This is a genomic window from Roseibium sp. (assembly GCF_965233565.1).
Classification (GTDB): domain Bacteria; phylum Pseudomonadota; class Alphaproteobacteria; order Rhizobiales; family Stappiaceae; genus Roseibium.
The window spans coordinates 1868883-1884691 of record NZ_OZ247494.1 but is presented as its reverse complement, the minus strand read 5'-3'; the positions used below and the strand labels follow the sequence as shown (position 1 = coordinate 1884691).

The 15809-nt window shown below is 57.8% G+C and carries 14 protein-coding genes; 5 read left to right on the top strand and 9 right to left on the bottom strand.

The genetic code is table 11. The features are described from left to right. Positions 1-5: 5 nt before the first annotated feature. Both ACO6TG_RS08775 and ACO6TG_RS08770 read left to right on the top strand, forming a co-directional pair. Entirely contained in the window at positions 6-848 is an 843-nt protein-coding gene (locus ACO6TG_RS08775) for a 5-deoxy-glucuronate isomerase (RefSeq protein WP_422377823.1), read from the top strand. Continuing rightward, positions 845-1681: a class II fructose-bisphosphate aldolase gene (locus ACO6TG_RS08770; protein ID WP_422377822.1), complete on the top strand. Its 837-nt coding sequence runs from the start codon at positions 845-847 to the stop codon at positions 1679-1681. The genes ACO6TG_RS08775 and ACO6TG_RS08770 overlap by 4 nt, the downstream gene beginning before the upstream one ends. 78 nt (positions 1682-1759) lie before the next feature. Here the strand turns inward: ACO6TG_RS08770 and ACO6TG_RS08765 are convergent, their stop codons facing one another. From ACO6TG_RS08765 to ACO6TG_RS08735, 7 genes are all read right to left on the bottom strand, one after another. Beyond that, positions 1760-2059: a hypothetical protein gene (locus tag ACO6TG_RS08765; protein WP_422377821.1), complete on the bottom strand. Its 300-nt coding sequence runs from the start codon at positions 2057-2059 to the stop codon at positions 1760-1762. A gap of 88 nt (positions 2060-2147) precedes the next feature. After that, positions 2148-2384, bottom strand: coding sequence for a hypothetical protein (locus tag ACO6TG_RS08760; RefSeq protein ID WP_422377820.1), 237 nt, complete (start codon positions 2382-2384; stop codon positions 2148-2150). A gap of 850 nt (positions 2385-3234) precedes the next feature. Continuing rightward, entirely contained in the window at positions 3235-4731 is a 1497-nt protein-coding gene (locus ACO6TG_RS08755) for a DUF1254 domain-containing protein (protein ID WP_422377819.1), read from the bottom strand. A gap of 12 nt (positions 4732-4743) precedes the next feature. Beyond that, the gene (locus ACO6TG_RS08750; protein WP_422377818.1) at positions 4744-6231 is read right to left on the bottom strand and encodes a DUF1214 domain-containing protein; all 1488 of its coding nucleotides are present in this window, start codon (positions 6229-6231) and stop codon (positions 4744-4746) included. Between the two features lie 365 nt (positions 6232-6596). Then, complete coding sequence (locus ACO6TG_RS08745; RefSeq protein ID WP_422377817.1) at positions 6597-8261, bottom strand: amidase; 1665 nt, start codon at positions 8259-8261, stop codon at positions 6597-6599. 342 nt (positions 8262-8603) lie between these two features. Beyond that, a complete protein-coding gene (locus ACO6TG_RS08740) occupies positions 8604-9818 on the bottom strand; it encodes an HlyD family secretion protein (protein ID WP_422377816.1) in 1215 nt (404 codons plus the stop codon). Then, a complete protein-coding gene (locus ACO6TG_RS08735) occupies positions 9815-10195 on the bottom strand; it encodes a hypothetical protein (RefSeq protein ID WP_422377815.1) in 381 nt (126 codons plus the stop codon). The genes ACO6TG_RS08740 and ACO6TG_RS08735 overlap by 4 nt, the downstream gene beginning before the upstream one ends. A gap of 193 nt (positions 10196-10388) precedes the next feature. Here ACO6TG_RS08735 and ACO6TG_RS08730 point away from each other — a divergent pair, with 193 nt between their 5' ends. The 3 genes from ACO6TG_RS08730 (at position 10389) to ACO6TG_RS08720 (ending at position 14434) form a co-directional block, all read left to right on the top strand. Continuing rightward, positions 10389-11396 (top strand): helix-turn-helix domain-containing protein, encoded by a 1008-nt coding sequence (locus tag ACO6TG_RS08730; RefSeq protein ID WP_422377814.1) that lies wholly within the window; start codon positions 10389-10391, stop codon positions 11394-11396. A 127-nt stretch (positions 11397-11523) separates the two neighbouring features. After that, on the top strand, positions 11524-13179 hold the full coding sequence (locus ACO6TG_RS08725; RefSeq protein WP_422377813.1) for a hypothetical protein: 1656 nt from the start codon (positions 11524-11526) through the stop codon (positions 13177-13179). A 460-nt stretch (positions 13180-13639) separates the two neighbouring features. After that, positions 13640-14434 carry a YrhK family protein gene (locus tag ACO6TG_RS08720; protein ID WP_422377812.1) on the top strand — a complete coding sequence of 265 codons (795 nt, stop codon included), beginning with the start codon at positions 13640-13642 and terminating at the stop codon, positions 14432-14434. 69 nt (positions 14435-14503) lie between these two features. Here ACO6TG_RS08720 and ACO6TG_RS08715 read toward each other — a convergent pair whose 3' ends face one another. Both ACO6TG_RS08715 and ACO6TG_RS08710 read right to left on the bottom strand, forming a co-directional pair. Beyond that, positions 14504-14965, bottom strand: a complete 462-nt coding sequence (locus tag ACO6TG_RS08715) for a globin family protein (RefSeq protein WP_422377811.1) — start codon at positions 14963-14965, stop codon at positions 14504-14506. Between the two features lie 195 nt (positions 14966-15160). Beyond that, complete coding sequence (locus ACO6TG_RS08710; protein ID WP_422377810.1) at positions 15161-15742, bottom strand: Tll0287-like domain-containing protein; 582 nt, start codon at positions 15740-15742, stop codon at positions 15161-15163. Between the last annotated feature and the right edge of the window lie 67 nt (positions 15743-15809).

Below are 15809 nucleotides of genomic sequence, written 5' to 3'. Positions count from 1 at the left end.
CCGCCATGCATATTCCACCGTTTGAAAATGCGAACAAGGCCATCATCGATGTGGAGGATGCGCGCGTTCCGCTGAACTATTTCAACATCGTCAAGCTGACCAGGGGACAGGCCTTCGAATATGCCGTTCCCGGTTACGAGACCGCCATCGTGCCGGCCACCGGCAGCGTTGACGTTTCCGTCGAAGGCGTTGAATTTCCGGCGCTCGGCTTGCGCGGTGTCGATGTCTGGGATGGGGAGCCGGAGGGTGCCTATGTGCCGTCCGGGGCAAAGGCACAGCTTGTCTGCGTGAGCGATGCGGCCGAAGTCTTCATTGCCGGTGCGAAATACGACAAGGTTCTGGAGCCCTTCGATGTGCGCGCGGAAGCGATCGATCTCGTGCAATATGGCTCCGACGACACCAAGACCCATCGCAAGATCAAGCACATTCTCGGGACGAAATATCACGACAAGGTCGGCCGGCTCCTGGTGTCGGAACTGTTCACGGTGGGGCAGGGCGGCTGGTCCGGGTTCCCGCCGCACAAGCACGACACCGACCGGATCCCCGAAGAATCCCGCCACGACGAGACCTACAATTTCCGCTTCCGCCCCAACAAGGGGTTCGGTATGCAGCTCGTGCAGCGGGAAGACGGCAAGGTGGGCGACGCCTACCACATTGTCGACGGGTCGACGATCGTCCTGGACAAGGGCTATCACCCCTGTGTCGTCGCTCCGGGCTATGAAATGTATTATTTCACGATCCTGGGCGGCCTGTCGCAGCGATCGCTGGTCCAGTATTTCCAGCCTGATCACGCCTGGCAGATCGAGACCATTCCTGGCATCAAAGACATGATCGCCAAGTTCAAATGACAGCGGTCAATCTGACGGAGCTGCTCAGGACAGCGTCCGAGGAAGGGCACGCGCTGGCCGGGCTTGTCGTGCTCGGCTGGGAAGACGCCTTGGCCTATGTGGAGGCTGCCGAAGAGGTCGGCTGCCCGGTCATTCTCCAGGCGGGCCCGGGCTGCAGGGCCCATACGCCGGTTCCTGTGATCGGCAGGATGCTGCGGCATCTGGCCGACCAGGCTTCGGTGCCGGTCGTCGTTCATCTCGATCACGGATACACCGTCGAGGAATGCCTGGAAGGGATCGATCACGGCTTTACCTCGCTGATGTTCGATGGCTCCAAACTGCCGATTTCTGAAAATGTCGCCCTGACATCGGGCCTTGTCGAGGTTGCCCATCCGGCAGGCGTTTCGGTTGAAGGGGAGGTTGGCTATGTCGGCTATGCCGCCGGGGCCGCGTCGCGCTTCACCGATCCGGAAGAGGTTGCCCTGTTTGACCGGGAGAGCGGGGCCGATGCCATTGCGATCTCCGTCGGCAACGTGCACCTGCAGACCGAACCGACAGACGGGATCGACTTTGAGGCGCTCAGCGCCATCGAGACGGTGACGAGGAAACCGCTGGTGCTTCATGGCGGCAGCGGGATCCCGGAGGCCGACCGTATTCGGCTGGCCACGGAAACGCGTATCTGCAAGTTCAACTTCGGCACCGAGCTGCGCCAGACCTTCGGCAAGGCGTTGCGGCAGGACCTGGCGGAAAGACCGGACGTCTTTGACAGGATTTCAATTCTCAAGGGCACGGTGCCGGCGGTGCGGGCGGCGGCGAGGCATTTGTTTGAAACGGTTACGGTTTCCCGGAATTGATCGAGGCCTTAAACGAACTGCTGCAGGAACTACGCCTTGCGGTTCCTGCAGATCAGTTGGGATTTGAATGTTTCGCCTTTAGGGATTGACGACAACATAGACCGTCGTGCCGTTTTCCGTGACCGCCTGATAGTAGACGCCGCCGCAATTGTAATAGGCGTTGTAGGGGGTGCAGCCCGAGATGTTGTGACGGCGGTTGACGCGGCGCGACGTCCGGCGGGCCGTGCGGCGCGCGGCGTTCTGGGAAGCCGTCTGTGCACTGGCGTCACTGACCTTGAAAGAAAGCGGGCTGCCGGACTGCAGGGCCTGCGGGTTGATGTCGCCGACATAGCCAATGGAGAAGGCGGCGGCTGCGAGGGTGAGGGCTTTGAGGGTCATGAGGTTTCTCCGTTCAAAATGTGGCCGCGTCTTGCAAGATCATCCGGCGGCCGGTTGTTTCAGTGTTGGTTGATTTTGAGAGGGCTGCTTACTGGGTGTCCGAGCTGTTCTCGTATGCGTTTTCCGCCGCTTCATGGCGTCGGTTCACACGGCGCGAGGTCCGGCGGGATGTGCGCCTAGCCGCGTTCTGAGAGGCGGTCTGGGCTTCGGCCGAGCTGATCTGGAAGGGGCTCGAGCCACCTGCCTGAAAAGCGGACATGTCGACGTCGCCGACATAGGCGATGGAAAAGGCCACGGCGGCCAGGGTGAGTGCTTTGGCTTTCATTTCACGGCTCCTTTGGTGTGATTGCCGCCCCCCAAAAGGGCAGCCCGTCGTTGTTGACAGGGCGAATATGGGCGCAAACGGAGCGCCGATCTTTTGACAGCTGGCCATGTGTTTTTGAGTTCTGGCCAAAGGAGGACTTTTATGAGGGTGCGCCGGTGGGAAGAGGCGAAGCTGTTGAATTTGATGAATAAAACTTTGAGATCGTTAGCGCGGCACGACAGCTGTAGCAGCAACCGGAAGGTTTGGGATGGGCTGCTTTTCGATCGCTCTCTTCGCGTCTTTCCGGACAACTGCAACGACGCTGCAGACCCTCCGGAATGACGGGCCGATATTCTCTGTAAACAAAAAAACGCCCGGGGATCCCGGGCGCTTTTTTCTCGTTCGCTGAGTTTGATCCATGGGTGGAGCCGGCGAGGCCGATGCCTGAAGCGAGACCCAGCCAGGCCCTGATGCGCAGTCCAACGGCCTTGATGACGCCGAGCGCCTCGATCACTTGGGTTGTGACGCTCCCCTTCAAGGGACCTTTCAGGGTTCGGACATGATTCAGAAAACTGAACCAACCATGAAACTGCGACTTCCCCGGCTTTGCGGTGGAATGAACGGAAATCTTGTACTTTGCGTCCGCAAATTGGGCGTTCGAAGGCGCTCTACCTTGTTCTGAGGCCGCCGTTCGTTGCACGGCGAACGAAAATTCAAAAAGGGGCGTGAAACGGTCGTTCGCTGCGGTTTGAACGAACGTCCGGATTTGGGGCGTGTTTTGAAATTTACGCAGCCACGCTCACATTTTTCATTGATCCCCCCAATCTGCGTCCGTGAATGCAGTTTGCGTGTCTCCCGGACCAACATCCACTCATTCAACAAGTACGAAATCGCCAGGCTTCCAGGATTTATCGAACCATGGGTCGAGGGGGCCGTAAAGACGGAGCATCATGTTGAAGCTCTTACCAGGTATGGTCTGGACCCAGTTGCTCTCAAGCCCTTTCGGCGCTTCGGGGCCAACATAGATCGTATAGCCACCGTCATCATTCGCCTTGATTCCCTCGCGGTTGGAATCGATGCCGCCGGATCTCATGTCTGTCTCCAAGATCGAACGGGTCTGGCCGCTGTACATCATGAAGGACCAGAAGTTCGCCGCTGGAACGGGGCCTGGCAGCGTTACGCTATAGGTCTTCGAACCGTCGAGGTAATCGCCGTTGATGTCCCGTGCGGTCATCGCATAGACCGACCCCGACCCAACCGGCGGCGCCGTCATTGCCGGTGTGATGCCGGTCGCCATGTAGTGGAAATAGGTCCGGTCATCCAGCACTCGTGCACCGTCTTCGAGAAACACATGACTTTGCCTCTGGAAGGGCGAGTTCCATTGGCGGTCCTCATAAAAGTAAATACCCGGATCCCGCCCGGCATAAGTGATCGAGCGGGCTGTTGCGTTCGCGATGGCCGCTGCCTCGGTAAGGATCCGCGTCATGCGTTCGCCGGGCGCGAAGGGGGCGCCTTTTTTGATGCCGATCGCAGCCAAGGCACCGGTCATCTCGGGTCCAAAAACACCTTCAGGTTCCCGCTGCACCGCTCCGTTCATCTCGTTGTAAAACTCGATGTTGTTTGCATGGACGGTGTTGTGCTTCACCCCGCTCAGATTGAAGAACGTCTCGGCCGGAGGATTGCCAGCTTCGCTAAGGGGATAGATATTCATCTTCTCCTTCAGTGCAGCGACCACCGGCGCGGGGCCTTCGGCTGGGTCGGGTGTCAGGCGCCCGAGAAACCAGTTGTAGTAGGTAGGGGATTTTACCACGAAGTATCCCTCTGGAACCTCGCCGTCATATTCCGGCGGCAGCAAGAGGTACTTACCGCCTTCGCCTTTGTCCGGGCCCAATGCACCAAAATCGGTGACATAGAGAAAGGCAGCGTTGTCCATCAGTGCCAGGAATCCCGGTGGGATTTCGAGCACAATGGGTCCCGCCGTCGTGTCAACCACGCTGGTAACGTAGATGGTCGTGGTATTTGGCGTCAGCCAGATGCCGCGGGCATCGAAAAGATCCTCTGTAACAAGGATCTCGTTCGTATTGACCCCTGTTGACAGAAGTCCGCGAAACATCCCCTCCATGGCCGCTATTGGAATTCCGTCGAGAAAGACGGTCGTGGCACGAATGAGGTCGAGGTTGTCGTAAGCTTTCTGGACCGTTTCCGGACTGGGCATGCCGTCAAAGAATTCCAGCGTCCCGAGCGAATAGGTCTCAACCACATCCGGCGTGGTTACGCTCTCGGGGACATCAGCGGCAAACTCCTGCGCTGCGGTAGGAAGGGAAAGGAACAGAAAAGTGCTGGCCCAGATCGATTTCCACACCATCATGGCTATCCTCAGTTAATCAAGTTTCTCAAGATCACCCAGTACCCAGCCGCTTTTCAGCCAGCCATCATTCGGGCCATAAAGCCGGAACAGCAGAAAATAGCTTTCCGTAGTCGGGATCCAGTTGCTCTCCAGCCCATCGGGAGCCCTTGGTCCGAAATAGATGTCATAGGAACCGTCTTCGTTGGCTTTCATTGCCCCGGCATCGCGGGATGAAAGGCCGACCCGCTCCACATTGCGGATAAAGCTCTTGGTTTCCATCGAATAGACGATGACTGACCAGAAATCCTTTGCCGGTGTATCAGCTGGTACATTCAGCTTGTAGGTCTGATTGTGGTCATACATGTCACCATCGCTGTCGCGAAGGCCGGTCAGATAGAAGGTTCCACCGCCCAGAAGTTTCGGCAGATAAGTGATCCAGAAATAGCTACCTCCCGCTCGGTCATCGATCAGGACTTCTGTTTCAGTTTCATAAGGAAATCCGGCTTCTGGCTGCCCCTCGGCGAAATCCCATACAAGCCACTGCGTTTTCATTTTGCCGCTGTCGTCGACCCAAAGCGGCACGGTCGCCAGCCCCGGCTCTACGAAATAGCGTTGCATGGCAGCATAGGCCAGGACCAAGCCCTCGTTCATCGCCTTAACCTGACGCTCGTCGGGCTCAAACGGCTGCCCTTTTTCTATTCCGAGATCCTTCAGAAAATTGACCATGATCTTGTCCTGAGGACGGATCGGGTTGTTCTGAACATAGTCGTTCAGATCTTGAAAGTAGGTATGGTTGTAGTAGGGCAGCGAGTCGTAGGGAACTTCTGATGCTTCGTGATAGGTGTTGGGCGGAGGGTTATCTGCCTCTGAAAGGTAATAGACCTTGATTGTTTGGGCATAGGCCGCAGCATCAGCATCCGTTGCGTCCTTGTATAGCCGGGGGCGGAAAGAAAAACCGTATTCATAAGTATCTGTTTTGAAGGGCATGTAGCCCGCGTCTGCCAGGTCTTCGGCTGTCATTTCGCCGTCGTAGCCGGGCGGGAGCATCAGATATTTTCCGCCCTTGCCCTTGTCGTGCCCATCCGGTCCGACATCAACAATCGGCACATCCCAAGCGTTTACGATGGTGCCGAAATAGCTGACTTTATCGGTGGCGGCCGGAACTTCGATCACAAGCGGTCCGGGCTCAGACGTCATTGAAGACCACGCGTAAGCGGTCACATCGTTGGCTGTCAGAAAGCCGTGCTTTGAATCGAACGGCTTGTTTAGATAGACGATATCGTTGTAATCGCCGCCCAGATCCCGGCGAATGCCTTTCAGGAAATCGACCATTCCGGCTGCGGGCATGCCCCAAATCGCAGCCTGAGTGGCCCGCTGAACCATGATCTTGAATTCGATATCCTCGATCTCAGCGGAACGTGCCAGGATGTCGCCGGTGTCGTTAAAGGTTTGTCCGGCGGCCGCACTGCCCGCTGCTGACAAGGCGGCAACCAACACCAAACGCAAGATGCGTGCTTTCATAACGAGACCTTTGGATTGTTGTCCGACTGTCGGTCACGGTAGCCGATAGGAAAGAGCTTGTCAGTCAGGCATGAGCGCAAACGAATAATGTTTGTGATCGCCATTGGATACTATTGGATCAAAGCAAATGTTTCTTGCGAACCCTCTCCCCCCTTGTTTGGTTGCTTGCAAATGAGCTCTGCTAACGTTCTTTGCGCTGAGCATAGGTGTCAGCTCAGGGCCGGAAGTGTTGATGCGGCAAGATTTGGCTAGAGTATCGAATGGGTGAGAAACTGATTTTCGTTGCGGTCAGAGTCACCGACTACAACGCGGACGAAGCCGACTACTATTCAAAGTTCGTCGCCAACTGAGCTTGCACCAAACCGCTACAAGAGGTCCGGCGGCGTAAACCCCTCTGGAATGTTGTCCTCACCCAGGATGACTGGAGTAGACACAGGTTCCTGGTCCGGTAGCGAAGCGAACTGCTCCATGAATTTCAACGAATAAGGTGCCCAACGGTTTCGCCACGGGCGAGCCTCTTCAAGCTCGTATGCTAGCTCGAAGAGTGTTCTTTCGTTGCCTGCTCCGGCGATAAAGTGGCTGCCGATGGGCATACCGGATGTCGCCCCCCAGTTAAGCGGCACCGACATTGCTGGAATACCGGCAGGATTGATCGGGGCCGTAAAGCGCAAGCGCCCCATCATAAAATTTGCCACCTCATCCGACCACAAATCGTCATAACTTGCTTCATCAAGCTTCGGGCACACTACAGGCGAGATAGGCGCCAACATAACGTCGATCTCTGAAAAAACATTGGCAAACACTTCAGACAAGGACTGAAGATACGCAATGCCGGCCTCAATGTCCGCCGGTGTATAGTTGTTGACACTATATTCTACGTTTGATGCCAAAAGGCGTGTCAGCAGACCGGATTCAAGAACCGGTTTACCGCTCACTTGCTCTACCAATGCCTTCAGGCCGCCAACCTTTCCAGCAAAAAAGGCAAAGTAGTTTTCTTGCATCTGCTGTTCATCGACTGGGAATTCGACTTCGATTACGTTGTGACCGAGATCTTCTAGCAGGTTGGCTGTACTCTTCTGAGCGGCCAAAACTTCGGGCTCCACGGGAACCATGGTGCGTGGATTGGCGACATATCCAATCTTGAGCCGACGATCTGATGGGCCCTCAACAAATCCCACGGGTTTGTATGCTCCGCCAGACTTATCTTCCGTGAGATCGAACAAGGCGGCGTTTTCGCGCACCGTTCGGCTGATCGCCTGATTGGTTTTCGCAAGGTCGTGACCACCGTCGGCCTCGCCGGACAGCTTCCGTCCACGTGATGGTTTCATCCCGAAAATTCCGGTTGCCGAGGGAGGCAGACGGTTTGAACCGGCACCGTCTGTCCCGTGCACCATCGTGAGCACACCAGCAGCCACGGCCGCGGCCGCACCGCCACTTGATGTGTAGGCTGAGTACTCAAGGTTCCACGGATTAAGGGTCGGTCCATACAAGGCGTTGTCCGTCATTATGTAACTGGCCAACTCGGGAACGTTGGTCATGCCAATGATGTTCAGACCGGCCTCTTCGATTGCATCGACGTAAAGTACGTTACTTTCAGGTACGTTTTTTTCCAGCAACTTGGAGCCATCGGTTCGATGCATGCCACCGACGTCGACCATATCCTTCATTAGAAATGGGACGCCGGCAAATGGCGCATCTTCAGAGATCATTTGCGCTCTTTCACGTGCACGGTCATACGCGCGAGTCGTCATGAAATTTAGTGTGGGGTTGCTTGTTTCAATCCGATTGATGACGACATCCAGAAGCTCGATCCGGGAAATCTGCTTGCTTTTAATCATCTCCGCGAGATCGATTGTGTCGTGATCAAGCAGTTCATCAATCGGTCCGGTTTTCCCAGGCTGAGCCGAGGCGCGACCTCCTGAACCAGCAGGTGCCAAAGCAATGGCCCCTGCGGCTACGCCAGATTTCAGCAGTTCTCGTCTTGTGAACGTCAGCTGCATTCCGGTGCTCCCTGTGTAATCCAAAGTCATTTCAAACAATCCTGACTAAGACGAAGGAATATTGCTACTGGAATCCGCTCAAGCAGCGAATGCCGGGGGAGTCACGCTCACCATGTCCACTTAGGGCTCTGATGGTAATTTCGCTGCGTTGCGTGGGAGTGACCGCTCCGGGCCGGAAGCGACTACGAGCCTACCAAGCGTTATTGTCTGCTTCGCTAAACGCCGGAGCCAAAATCTGCATGGCAACAATATGTCTCTTCAGAACAAGGCGCTCGCTTTATGAAGCGGCGAGAGAGCCGATTTATTTGCGAACATGCAAAAGTTAAAGAGCGCCCGGGGGGCCCGGGCGCATCTTAAGTTGGACGACAAGGATCAGTGGGCGGAGCCGGCGAGGCCGATGCCGGAGGCGAGACCCAGCCAGGCCTTGATGCGCAATCCGACGGCCTTGATGATGCCGAGCGCCTCGATCACATGGGCGGTGACGCTTCCTTCCAGCGGACCTTTCAGATGTGTCGTGTAGGTCTGGACGATGCAGCCGCTGCCGGGGACCAGGAGCTCCTGGTGTTCGGGATGAACGAGGTCGAGATGGGCAACAACCTGTCCGCGTTTTGCCCGTTCTGCCGGTTCCATCAGCCGTCCGCTGGGCGCCATCTGGCCGGAGGCGATCGGTTGCTGGATGCGGGAGATCCTGGCCGGCAGAACCGTGTTGGTCATGGCGATGTTGAAGTTGCTCTCGCAGGCTATCTCCGCCGCCATACCTTCATAAAGTTCAGTCCGGGAGACCTGGGAAAACCCCGCAACAATCCGGCCCTTTTCCCTCGGGCGGCGGACCGGAACAATCAGCATGGCCGGGCTCATGGCGGCCTGGGCTGCGCGGGCACCAACGCTCAAGGTCAGCTGTTCGACGGTTCCGTCAACGAAGCTCAGGACGCGCGTCTTGTCCAGCTCCACCTGAGCCTGTTTCAGAGACGCTTCGGCCGTTTCCAGCTGAGCGGGCAGAATGTCCGTTGCCTGCACCTTTGCCGCTGCCAGTTTGCTTTCCGCGGCCTCGACTTCAGCGGCCCGGGCGTCGCGTTGAGACGTGGCACGTTCCAGCTGGCTCGGCTGATAGGCCGCCGACCCGCGTGCTTTCAGCTCCAGGTGATCGGCGAGCGTAAGCTCGGCCTGTTTCAGGGCGGAGCGGGCTGCATCGAGCGCGGCCTGCGCTGTTTCGACGTCCAGATGCGCGGCCGTCATGGCGGCGTGGACCTCGTCGACCTTGCGCTCCGAATAGGCGACCTTGGCAAGCTCGGCCGAGTTCTCGATCGCAAAGAGCGGATCACCCACCTTCACCTTGTCGCCCCCTTTCACGAAGACTTCCGTGACCGTGCCGCCGGCTTCTGCAACGACCGGAACCGTCCGGAACGGCACGATGCCGGTAAAGGATTTCGGGTAGTAGTAAAAGACCGCGAAGAAGACGATCAGGGCCAGGACGAACCAGGTGAAGAGGGCACGATGGACGTTGTAGAGCGTGATCGGCATGCCCCGCCACTTGAGATACATGACCCGCAAGACAAAGGGGAACGATGTGACGATGATCTCGATCATTGTGCTGCCTCCTCATCTTCCGGGCGCCACCACAACATGAAGTCGCGGGCAATCGCGGTGATGATCAGGGCCGCGGGCAGCAGAATGCTGAAATGGGACAGGGCCGGCATGAGTTCATAGGCAAGCGCCACGGTCAGCATGGTCGGAATGGTTGTCCGCAACGGCGTGCCCTTGGCCTTGTGTTCGGCATAGTGATCGAACCGGGAATAGAGGTGCACGACCAGAAAGATCGCGAGGAAGAAGATGATCAGTCCGACCCAGGCGTACCAGTCGCCTTCTCCGGGCTGAACCCACCATCTGGGATCACCGCTGGCGGCGGCAGCCTGTGTGGTCAATGCGCCGAGCGCCAGGAGCGACGGCAAAACGAGTTTCAACACGATGAATGTCCTTTGCTGTTTCGAAAGCCACCTCCTCCCAAAACAAAAAGGGGCAGATCGCTTGGTCACAAAGGCATTTGGGAAAAACACCGGCTCCGTTCTTTTGTCATCTGGCCAACGGTTTTTTAGTTTTGGACAATCACTGTGGAATCGTCACCGATTTGCGGGTCTGCAGAAGGCAGGGAGAAACCGGTTGCCACGTGTCAATGCCTATCGACTGAGACATCTCGCGCGCGTCTATGCGCAAGAAGCAGCAGCATCGAAACCGTTCACGGACCTCCTGGCCGAAGCAGCTGTCAGCCCGGACGTGATGGAAGACATGTCCGCTAAGATCGAGCTGACCGCGGAAGCACAGGTTGTGGAACTGGCGTGCCATGCGCTTTCCGACAAGACCTTTGCGGCGCGGGCCGGGCTTTCGACACCGGGGGCCAAGACACTGCTCGCCTATCTGGCCCGGGCCAGCGAAACAGTTGGCCAGGTGCTGCAATTCGCCCAGAAATACTATGCGCTGGAAGATCCGGATCTTCAGTTCCATCTGGTCAGAAGCGACCGGGGGCCAATTGTCGCCCTGGAAAGCGGTGTCCTTGCGGGACATCAGGCCCGGCGCCACAGGGAGCTGCTGGTGTTTGGCATGTTCAGGCGTGTTCAGCAGATTGCGGGCCCCGACTTCGGTCCGCTGGCCCTTTATCTGGACACGCCGGATGCAGAGCATTGTGCGGCCCTGGCGCAGCTGGTCGCGTGCGACGTCTTCTGCGGCCATGGCATGAACGGTGTCGGGCTGCCCGTCGGCGGTCTGGACTACCCGATCCCGACCTTTGATGCCGATCTTCTCGATCATCTGCAGGCCCATGGGGATGCAAGGCTGGAGAAGGCATCGCAAGACATCCCGAGCCTGTCCCAGAAGGTGATCAAGCTTGTCCGCCGACAATTGCCGGGGCATCTGCCGAGCGGAGACGAGATTGCGGACACGCTCTGCATGACCCGCAGAACATTGACACGGCACCTGGCGGCAGAAGGCACGAGCTACAAGGCCCTGGCGGAAACGGCGCGTTGCGATATGGCCAAGAGGCTTCTGGTCGGCGAAGGCAACATTGCCCAGGTCGCCTTTCTGCTGGATTTCGCCGATCAGGCCGCTTTTTCGGTCGCCTTCAAGAGATGGACCGGGACGACGCCGGCGCAGTTCAAGCGAGCACATGTGTGACCGTTCGGGATACGCCAGGCGTTGCCGGACCTCAGCAAGGACCCTACCATGAATAGAAACCTGACCTGCGTGAGGTGAGCCAGACCGCGCGGCCAACGCACCGCGTAAAGACGAGGAACCGTTTTTCATGAAAACCGCCATGACCAGACGGCTTGCGTCCCACCGGCCCCTGCGGCTCTTCGCGTTGCTTGTTGCGCTCGTGGTTGTGATGCTGCCGGGGGGGATTTGCGGGCCCGCTGCTGCCAACGGCGTTCTGGAAGAGGTGCGACGGACCCTGGCACAGCCGGAGCGTCTGCCTCTCGTTGTTGAAAAACGCCGCTCGGCGATCCGCGATTTTTACGCCGCAGATGAAGCGTCGCTGCTTTGGCTGCAAGGTTCCTTGAGTGAAGACTTCCTGGCGGTTCTGCAAACCGTGAGCCGGGAAGGGCTGCGACCGGAAGACTATCCGGCAGAGGTCCTGATTGCCGCGCTGGACGATGCCGAAGACCTGCAGGATCCGGTGGATGCAGCCTGGACCGAGCTTTTGTTCACGGCACAATTCCTCGATTTTGCCAGCGATCTGAGGGCCGGACGCGTTTCGCCGCGGGTGCTTTACCCGGACGCCTATATGCCGCGCAATGCGATCGATGTGCTTGAAGCCCTGGCGCGCCTGGAAGAGGCCGGCAGTCTCGGGGCCTTTGTCGAGACCTGGCAACCGCAGGACGACACCTATCGCCGTCTCAAGGGAGAGCTCGCGCGTCTTCTGGAGATCTCGGCTTCAGGCGGGTTCACCTATGTGGAGCCGGGGGAGGTGATCCGAGCCGGTCAGTCGGATGACCGTGTCCCTGCTCTCAAGCAAAGGCTGATGGAAGACGGTCTGCTTTCTGAGGCTTCCGGACAGAAACTGCTCGACAAGCGCACGGCCTTTGCTGTGGCGCAGGCGCAGCAGCGATATGGCCAACCGGTTTCCGCGGATCTGACGCCCGGTCTCGTGCGGGCGCTCAACATTCCGGTGGATCGGCGGATCGAACAGGTCAGCAACGCCATGGAGCGGATCCGCTGGATCCCGAATGAATATGCGCGCCTGCAGCTCTTCATCAACAAGGGCGAAAACCGGTTTGTCTTTCTGGAAAACGGTCGTGTCCTGCAGGACGGCCGGGCCTATGCCAATTGTCCGGACCGCAATCACACCACGCTGGCGACGATCATCGAGGCGGTCACACTCTATCCGACCTGGCAGGTGCCGTTCGACTATCTCGGCCAGGAACTGCTGAGCCGGCTGCAGCAAGATCCGGATGAGCTGGCGTCGGAAGGCTACTATCTGCGCCGACAGGGGGCGGACGTTCCCTTAAGCGCACTGCCCTGGCGCGAAGCAACGCCGCGAAACCTGAAGCGGCTGGAAGACGAGACCACGCTCTATCTGTCCGGATCCGATCAAAACCCGCTCGGGCGTTATGCCTATCGCCTGCGCCGCGAGCAGAAACTCTCGCTCTTCGACTTGCCCGATGTGCCGGAAGGCGACACGTTCTGCAATCCGTATCTGCCCAAATCCGCCTTCGGCATTGTCGACGGGCTCAACCTGCTCGACCACATTATCGAACCACGGGTCCTGCCGGCGGGCGGCCTGGCGCCGCGCATCGATCGGAACGAGACGGTGACCTTCCCAGCGCGTGGCGGCTTGATGGCGGTCGTTTCGCACCAGTCCGTCTGGGTGCAGCGCCAGGGTACGATCCGGTTCGGCAACGACCCTTACCTGGAAGATGCACGGCTGACATCCGCCCTGTCGGGCAGACCGAAGCCATAGAAACCCTAATGATGTGTGGAAATGGTTTGACTGTGTCCTCTATTTAATTGTTAAGATTGGGGTGCGTCTTAAGTTGATTTTTTACTCTTTGAGTAAGTTCTGATTTAGAGACGCTTAGCGAAATAGATAGTTAGAAGAATTTAGTTCAAACAAAGGATTACCCGATGAAGATTGATATCTATACAAAATGCATTTTAACCGTCATCGCTGTGGCTCTTGTTGCAACCGTGTTCCAAAACTTTATGTCAACGGCCGTTGCTCAAAATGAGATTCAAAGGGTAGCCATCTGCAACATAGATAATCCTAACTATTGCGCACTCGTGAGACCGAGCAATCGAGGCGAACCGTCAATCAGTGTAAAAAACTAGAGTTTTTCCTCCTTGATCTGAGTAGCGACCTTTGTAGACCTTGCCTCTCGCAAGGGCTTTTCGCGGGGGCCGGAACTTTCTATGGTTCCGGCATGCCGCATCTCTTTCTCAACCGCCCCAGAAAATACAATCTCGCGTCCGGTCGGGACAGCGCGGGCAAAGAGCTTTTCTGGGAAAGCCTGAACGCCTTCATCTACAAGATCGGCGGTGTGATCTTCATTTTCGGAAGCGTCTTGTTCTTCCCGGCCTTCAGTGCTTATGAGGATCTCGGCGCCTGGTCCTTTGTGGTCGGCTCGCTGCTTTATCTGCTGGTGACCGGCCACGATCTTCTGGAAGTGTTCAATGCGCGGCGGCATCGCACCGCGCCACCCACGATCTGGAACCGTTTGGAGGCCGCCGCAGCCATAGCCTATGTCACCGGCACCATGCTGTTCATCATCGGCAGTCTGTGTTTTCTCAAACGGTTCGACCAGACGGAGGTTGGCGCCTACTGCTTCATCATCGGCAGTCTGCTGTTCGTGGCAGGGGCGGTGGTCAATGTCATTCAGATCGTGTCTGCGGCCAGCATGATCCGGCTGCAGCTGATGAACCTGACCGCAATCTCCTTCGTTGCCGGATCGGTGCTCTTTGCAGTGGCATCCGTTCCCTATCTCTGGACAGTTGAGAGCGCTTCCGACGCGCGGGAGCTGTTTGCCTATCTGGCACTGCTTTATGTGATTGGCAGTGCGCTGTTCCTGCTTGGTGGCATCTTCAACTACTGGCGGGCGCTGCTGGTAATTGAAGCCCTGAAAACCCGGGGCAACAAGCGTGGCGATCCGGATGATCATCACGGAAACGCACTTCAACAAGACATGCGCGCGGCGCTGGAACGCCGGTTGGATCCCTGAGAAGAAACCGCCTGTCCACGTGCAGGGCCCGGCAAGATGCGAAGCCCTGCAAAACCGTAGCCCGACCGGTCAAGCCACGCGCTTGCCGAACAACTTGGAAAAGAAGCCCTTCTTGGGTTCTTCCACGGTTGCCGCGGCTTCTTTCATGACGCCGGCAACGGTCGTGAAGGTCTCGGTCCAGGCGTCTTTCACCTGCGGCGTGAAAGCCTCGCCGAGGCCCTTTTCAAGCGTGAAGAGGAGGGCGGATCCGACGGTGTCGTAATGTTCGTCCTTGACGCCATAGGCAACATGCTTGCGGCCCAGATCCTGAACCGTCGGCAGGATCGTCTCGACCTGGTGCAGATTGCTGACCGCAACGCCGAGCGTCTGCATCAGCTTGTCTTTCTGGTTGGACATGTCGGCCGGGAACATCGGCCGGACATCGGGTGCGATCTCGAACAGCCGGTCGTAGAAAATGTCGGCCGCCTTGTCCGCAATCGGCGCGACCTGGGCGAAACTGTCCTGAACGAGTTTGATCTTTTCGGGTGTCATGCGCTTTCCTTTCTGAATGTCTACACCGCTTTGGAGAACGGCGATAGCTGTGCTGCTTTTATGAAAGATCTGAGGGGCACCGCCGCCCGGTGTCCGTTGCCGTGGAGCGCTCTGCTTCCCCGGTGTGCAGGCATCTGAGCTCCGGGTTTGGAACGGTGCCGAACAGGGCAGCTGGGCGGGCGGTGCATTGCCGTTTTAACCGTCGAGCGGAATACGAATGACGACGCCGCCCATCACATCACCGAGCTTGAAATCCGTGCGCGGGCTGTCCTTGTGGTCGTTGTGACAGCTGGCGCAGACCTCGGCGACGGCAATGTCCGGATAGACCGCCGTGAAGTAGGTCGTGCCGTCGATTTCTTCTTCGCCGTAAAAGTTTTCGCCAATATTGTCGGCGACAAATTGCAGCCCTTCCTTCTCCAGCTCGGTCTGGTTCTCGGCGTTCGGCTTGTTGATCGGCCAGAGCGACTGCAGCGAATATTCAAAGAGGTCCGTCCGGTCGGCAACGGCCTCCGCGCCCATGCGGAACATCTGGGCGGGAAGCGGCGCGGCGACGTCATCTTCGAAGAATTCCGAGGCCTTGATCAGCTTGTGCTTCGCGACCAGCCGGCCAACGATCATCTTGGTGTAGATGGTGCGGTCGGAATCCATGACCGCGTGAAGCATGTCGGTCACGTCCCTGGGCTCAATGCCATCCGCGTTGGCGACGGTCTGCGGCGCGACTGCCAGCATCAGCGCTCCCAGCCCCGCTGCAGCGAGTTTGTTGAAGTTTCGAGGCATCGGCGTTATCTCCTTCGTATTGCACGATGTGCGATGAAGCGGGAAGTGGGGAATGTGGCGTCCAATC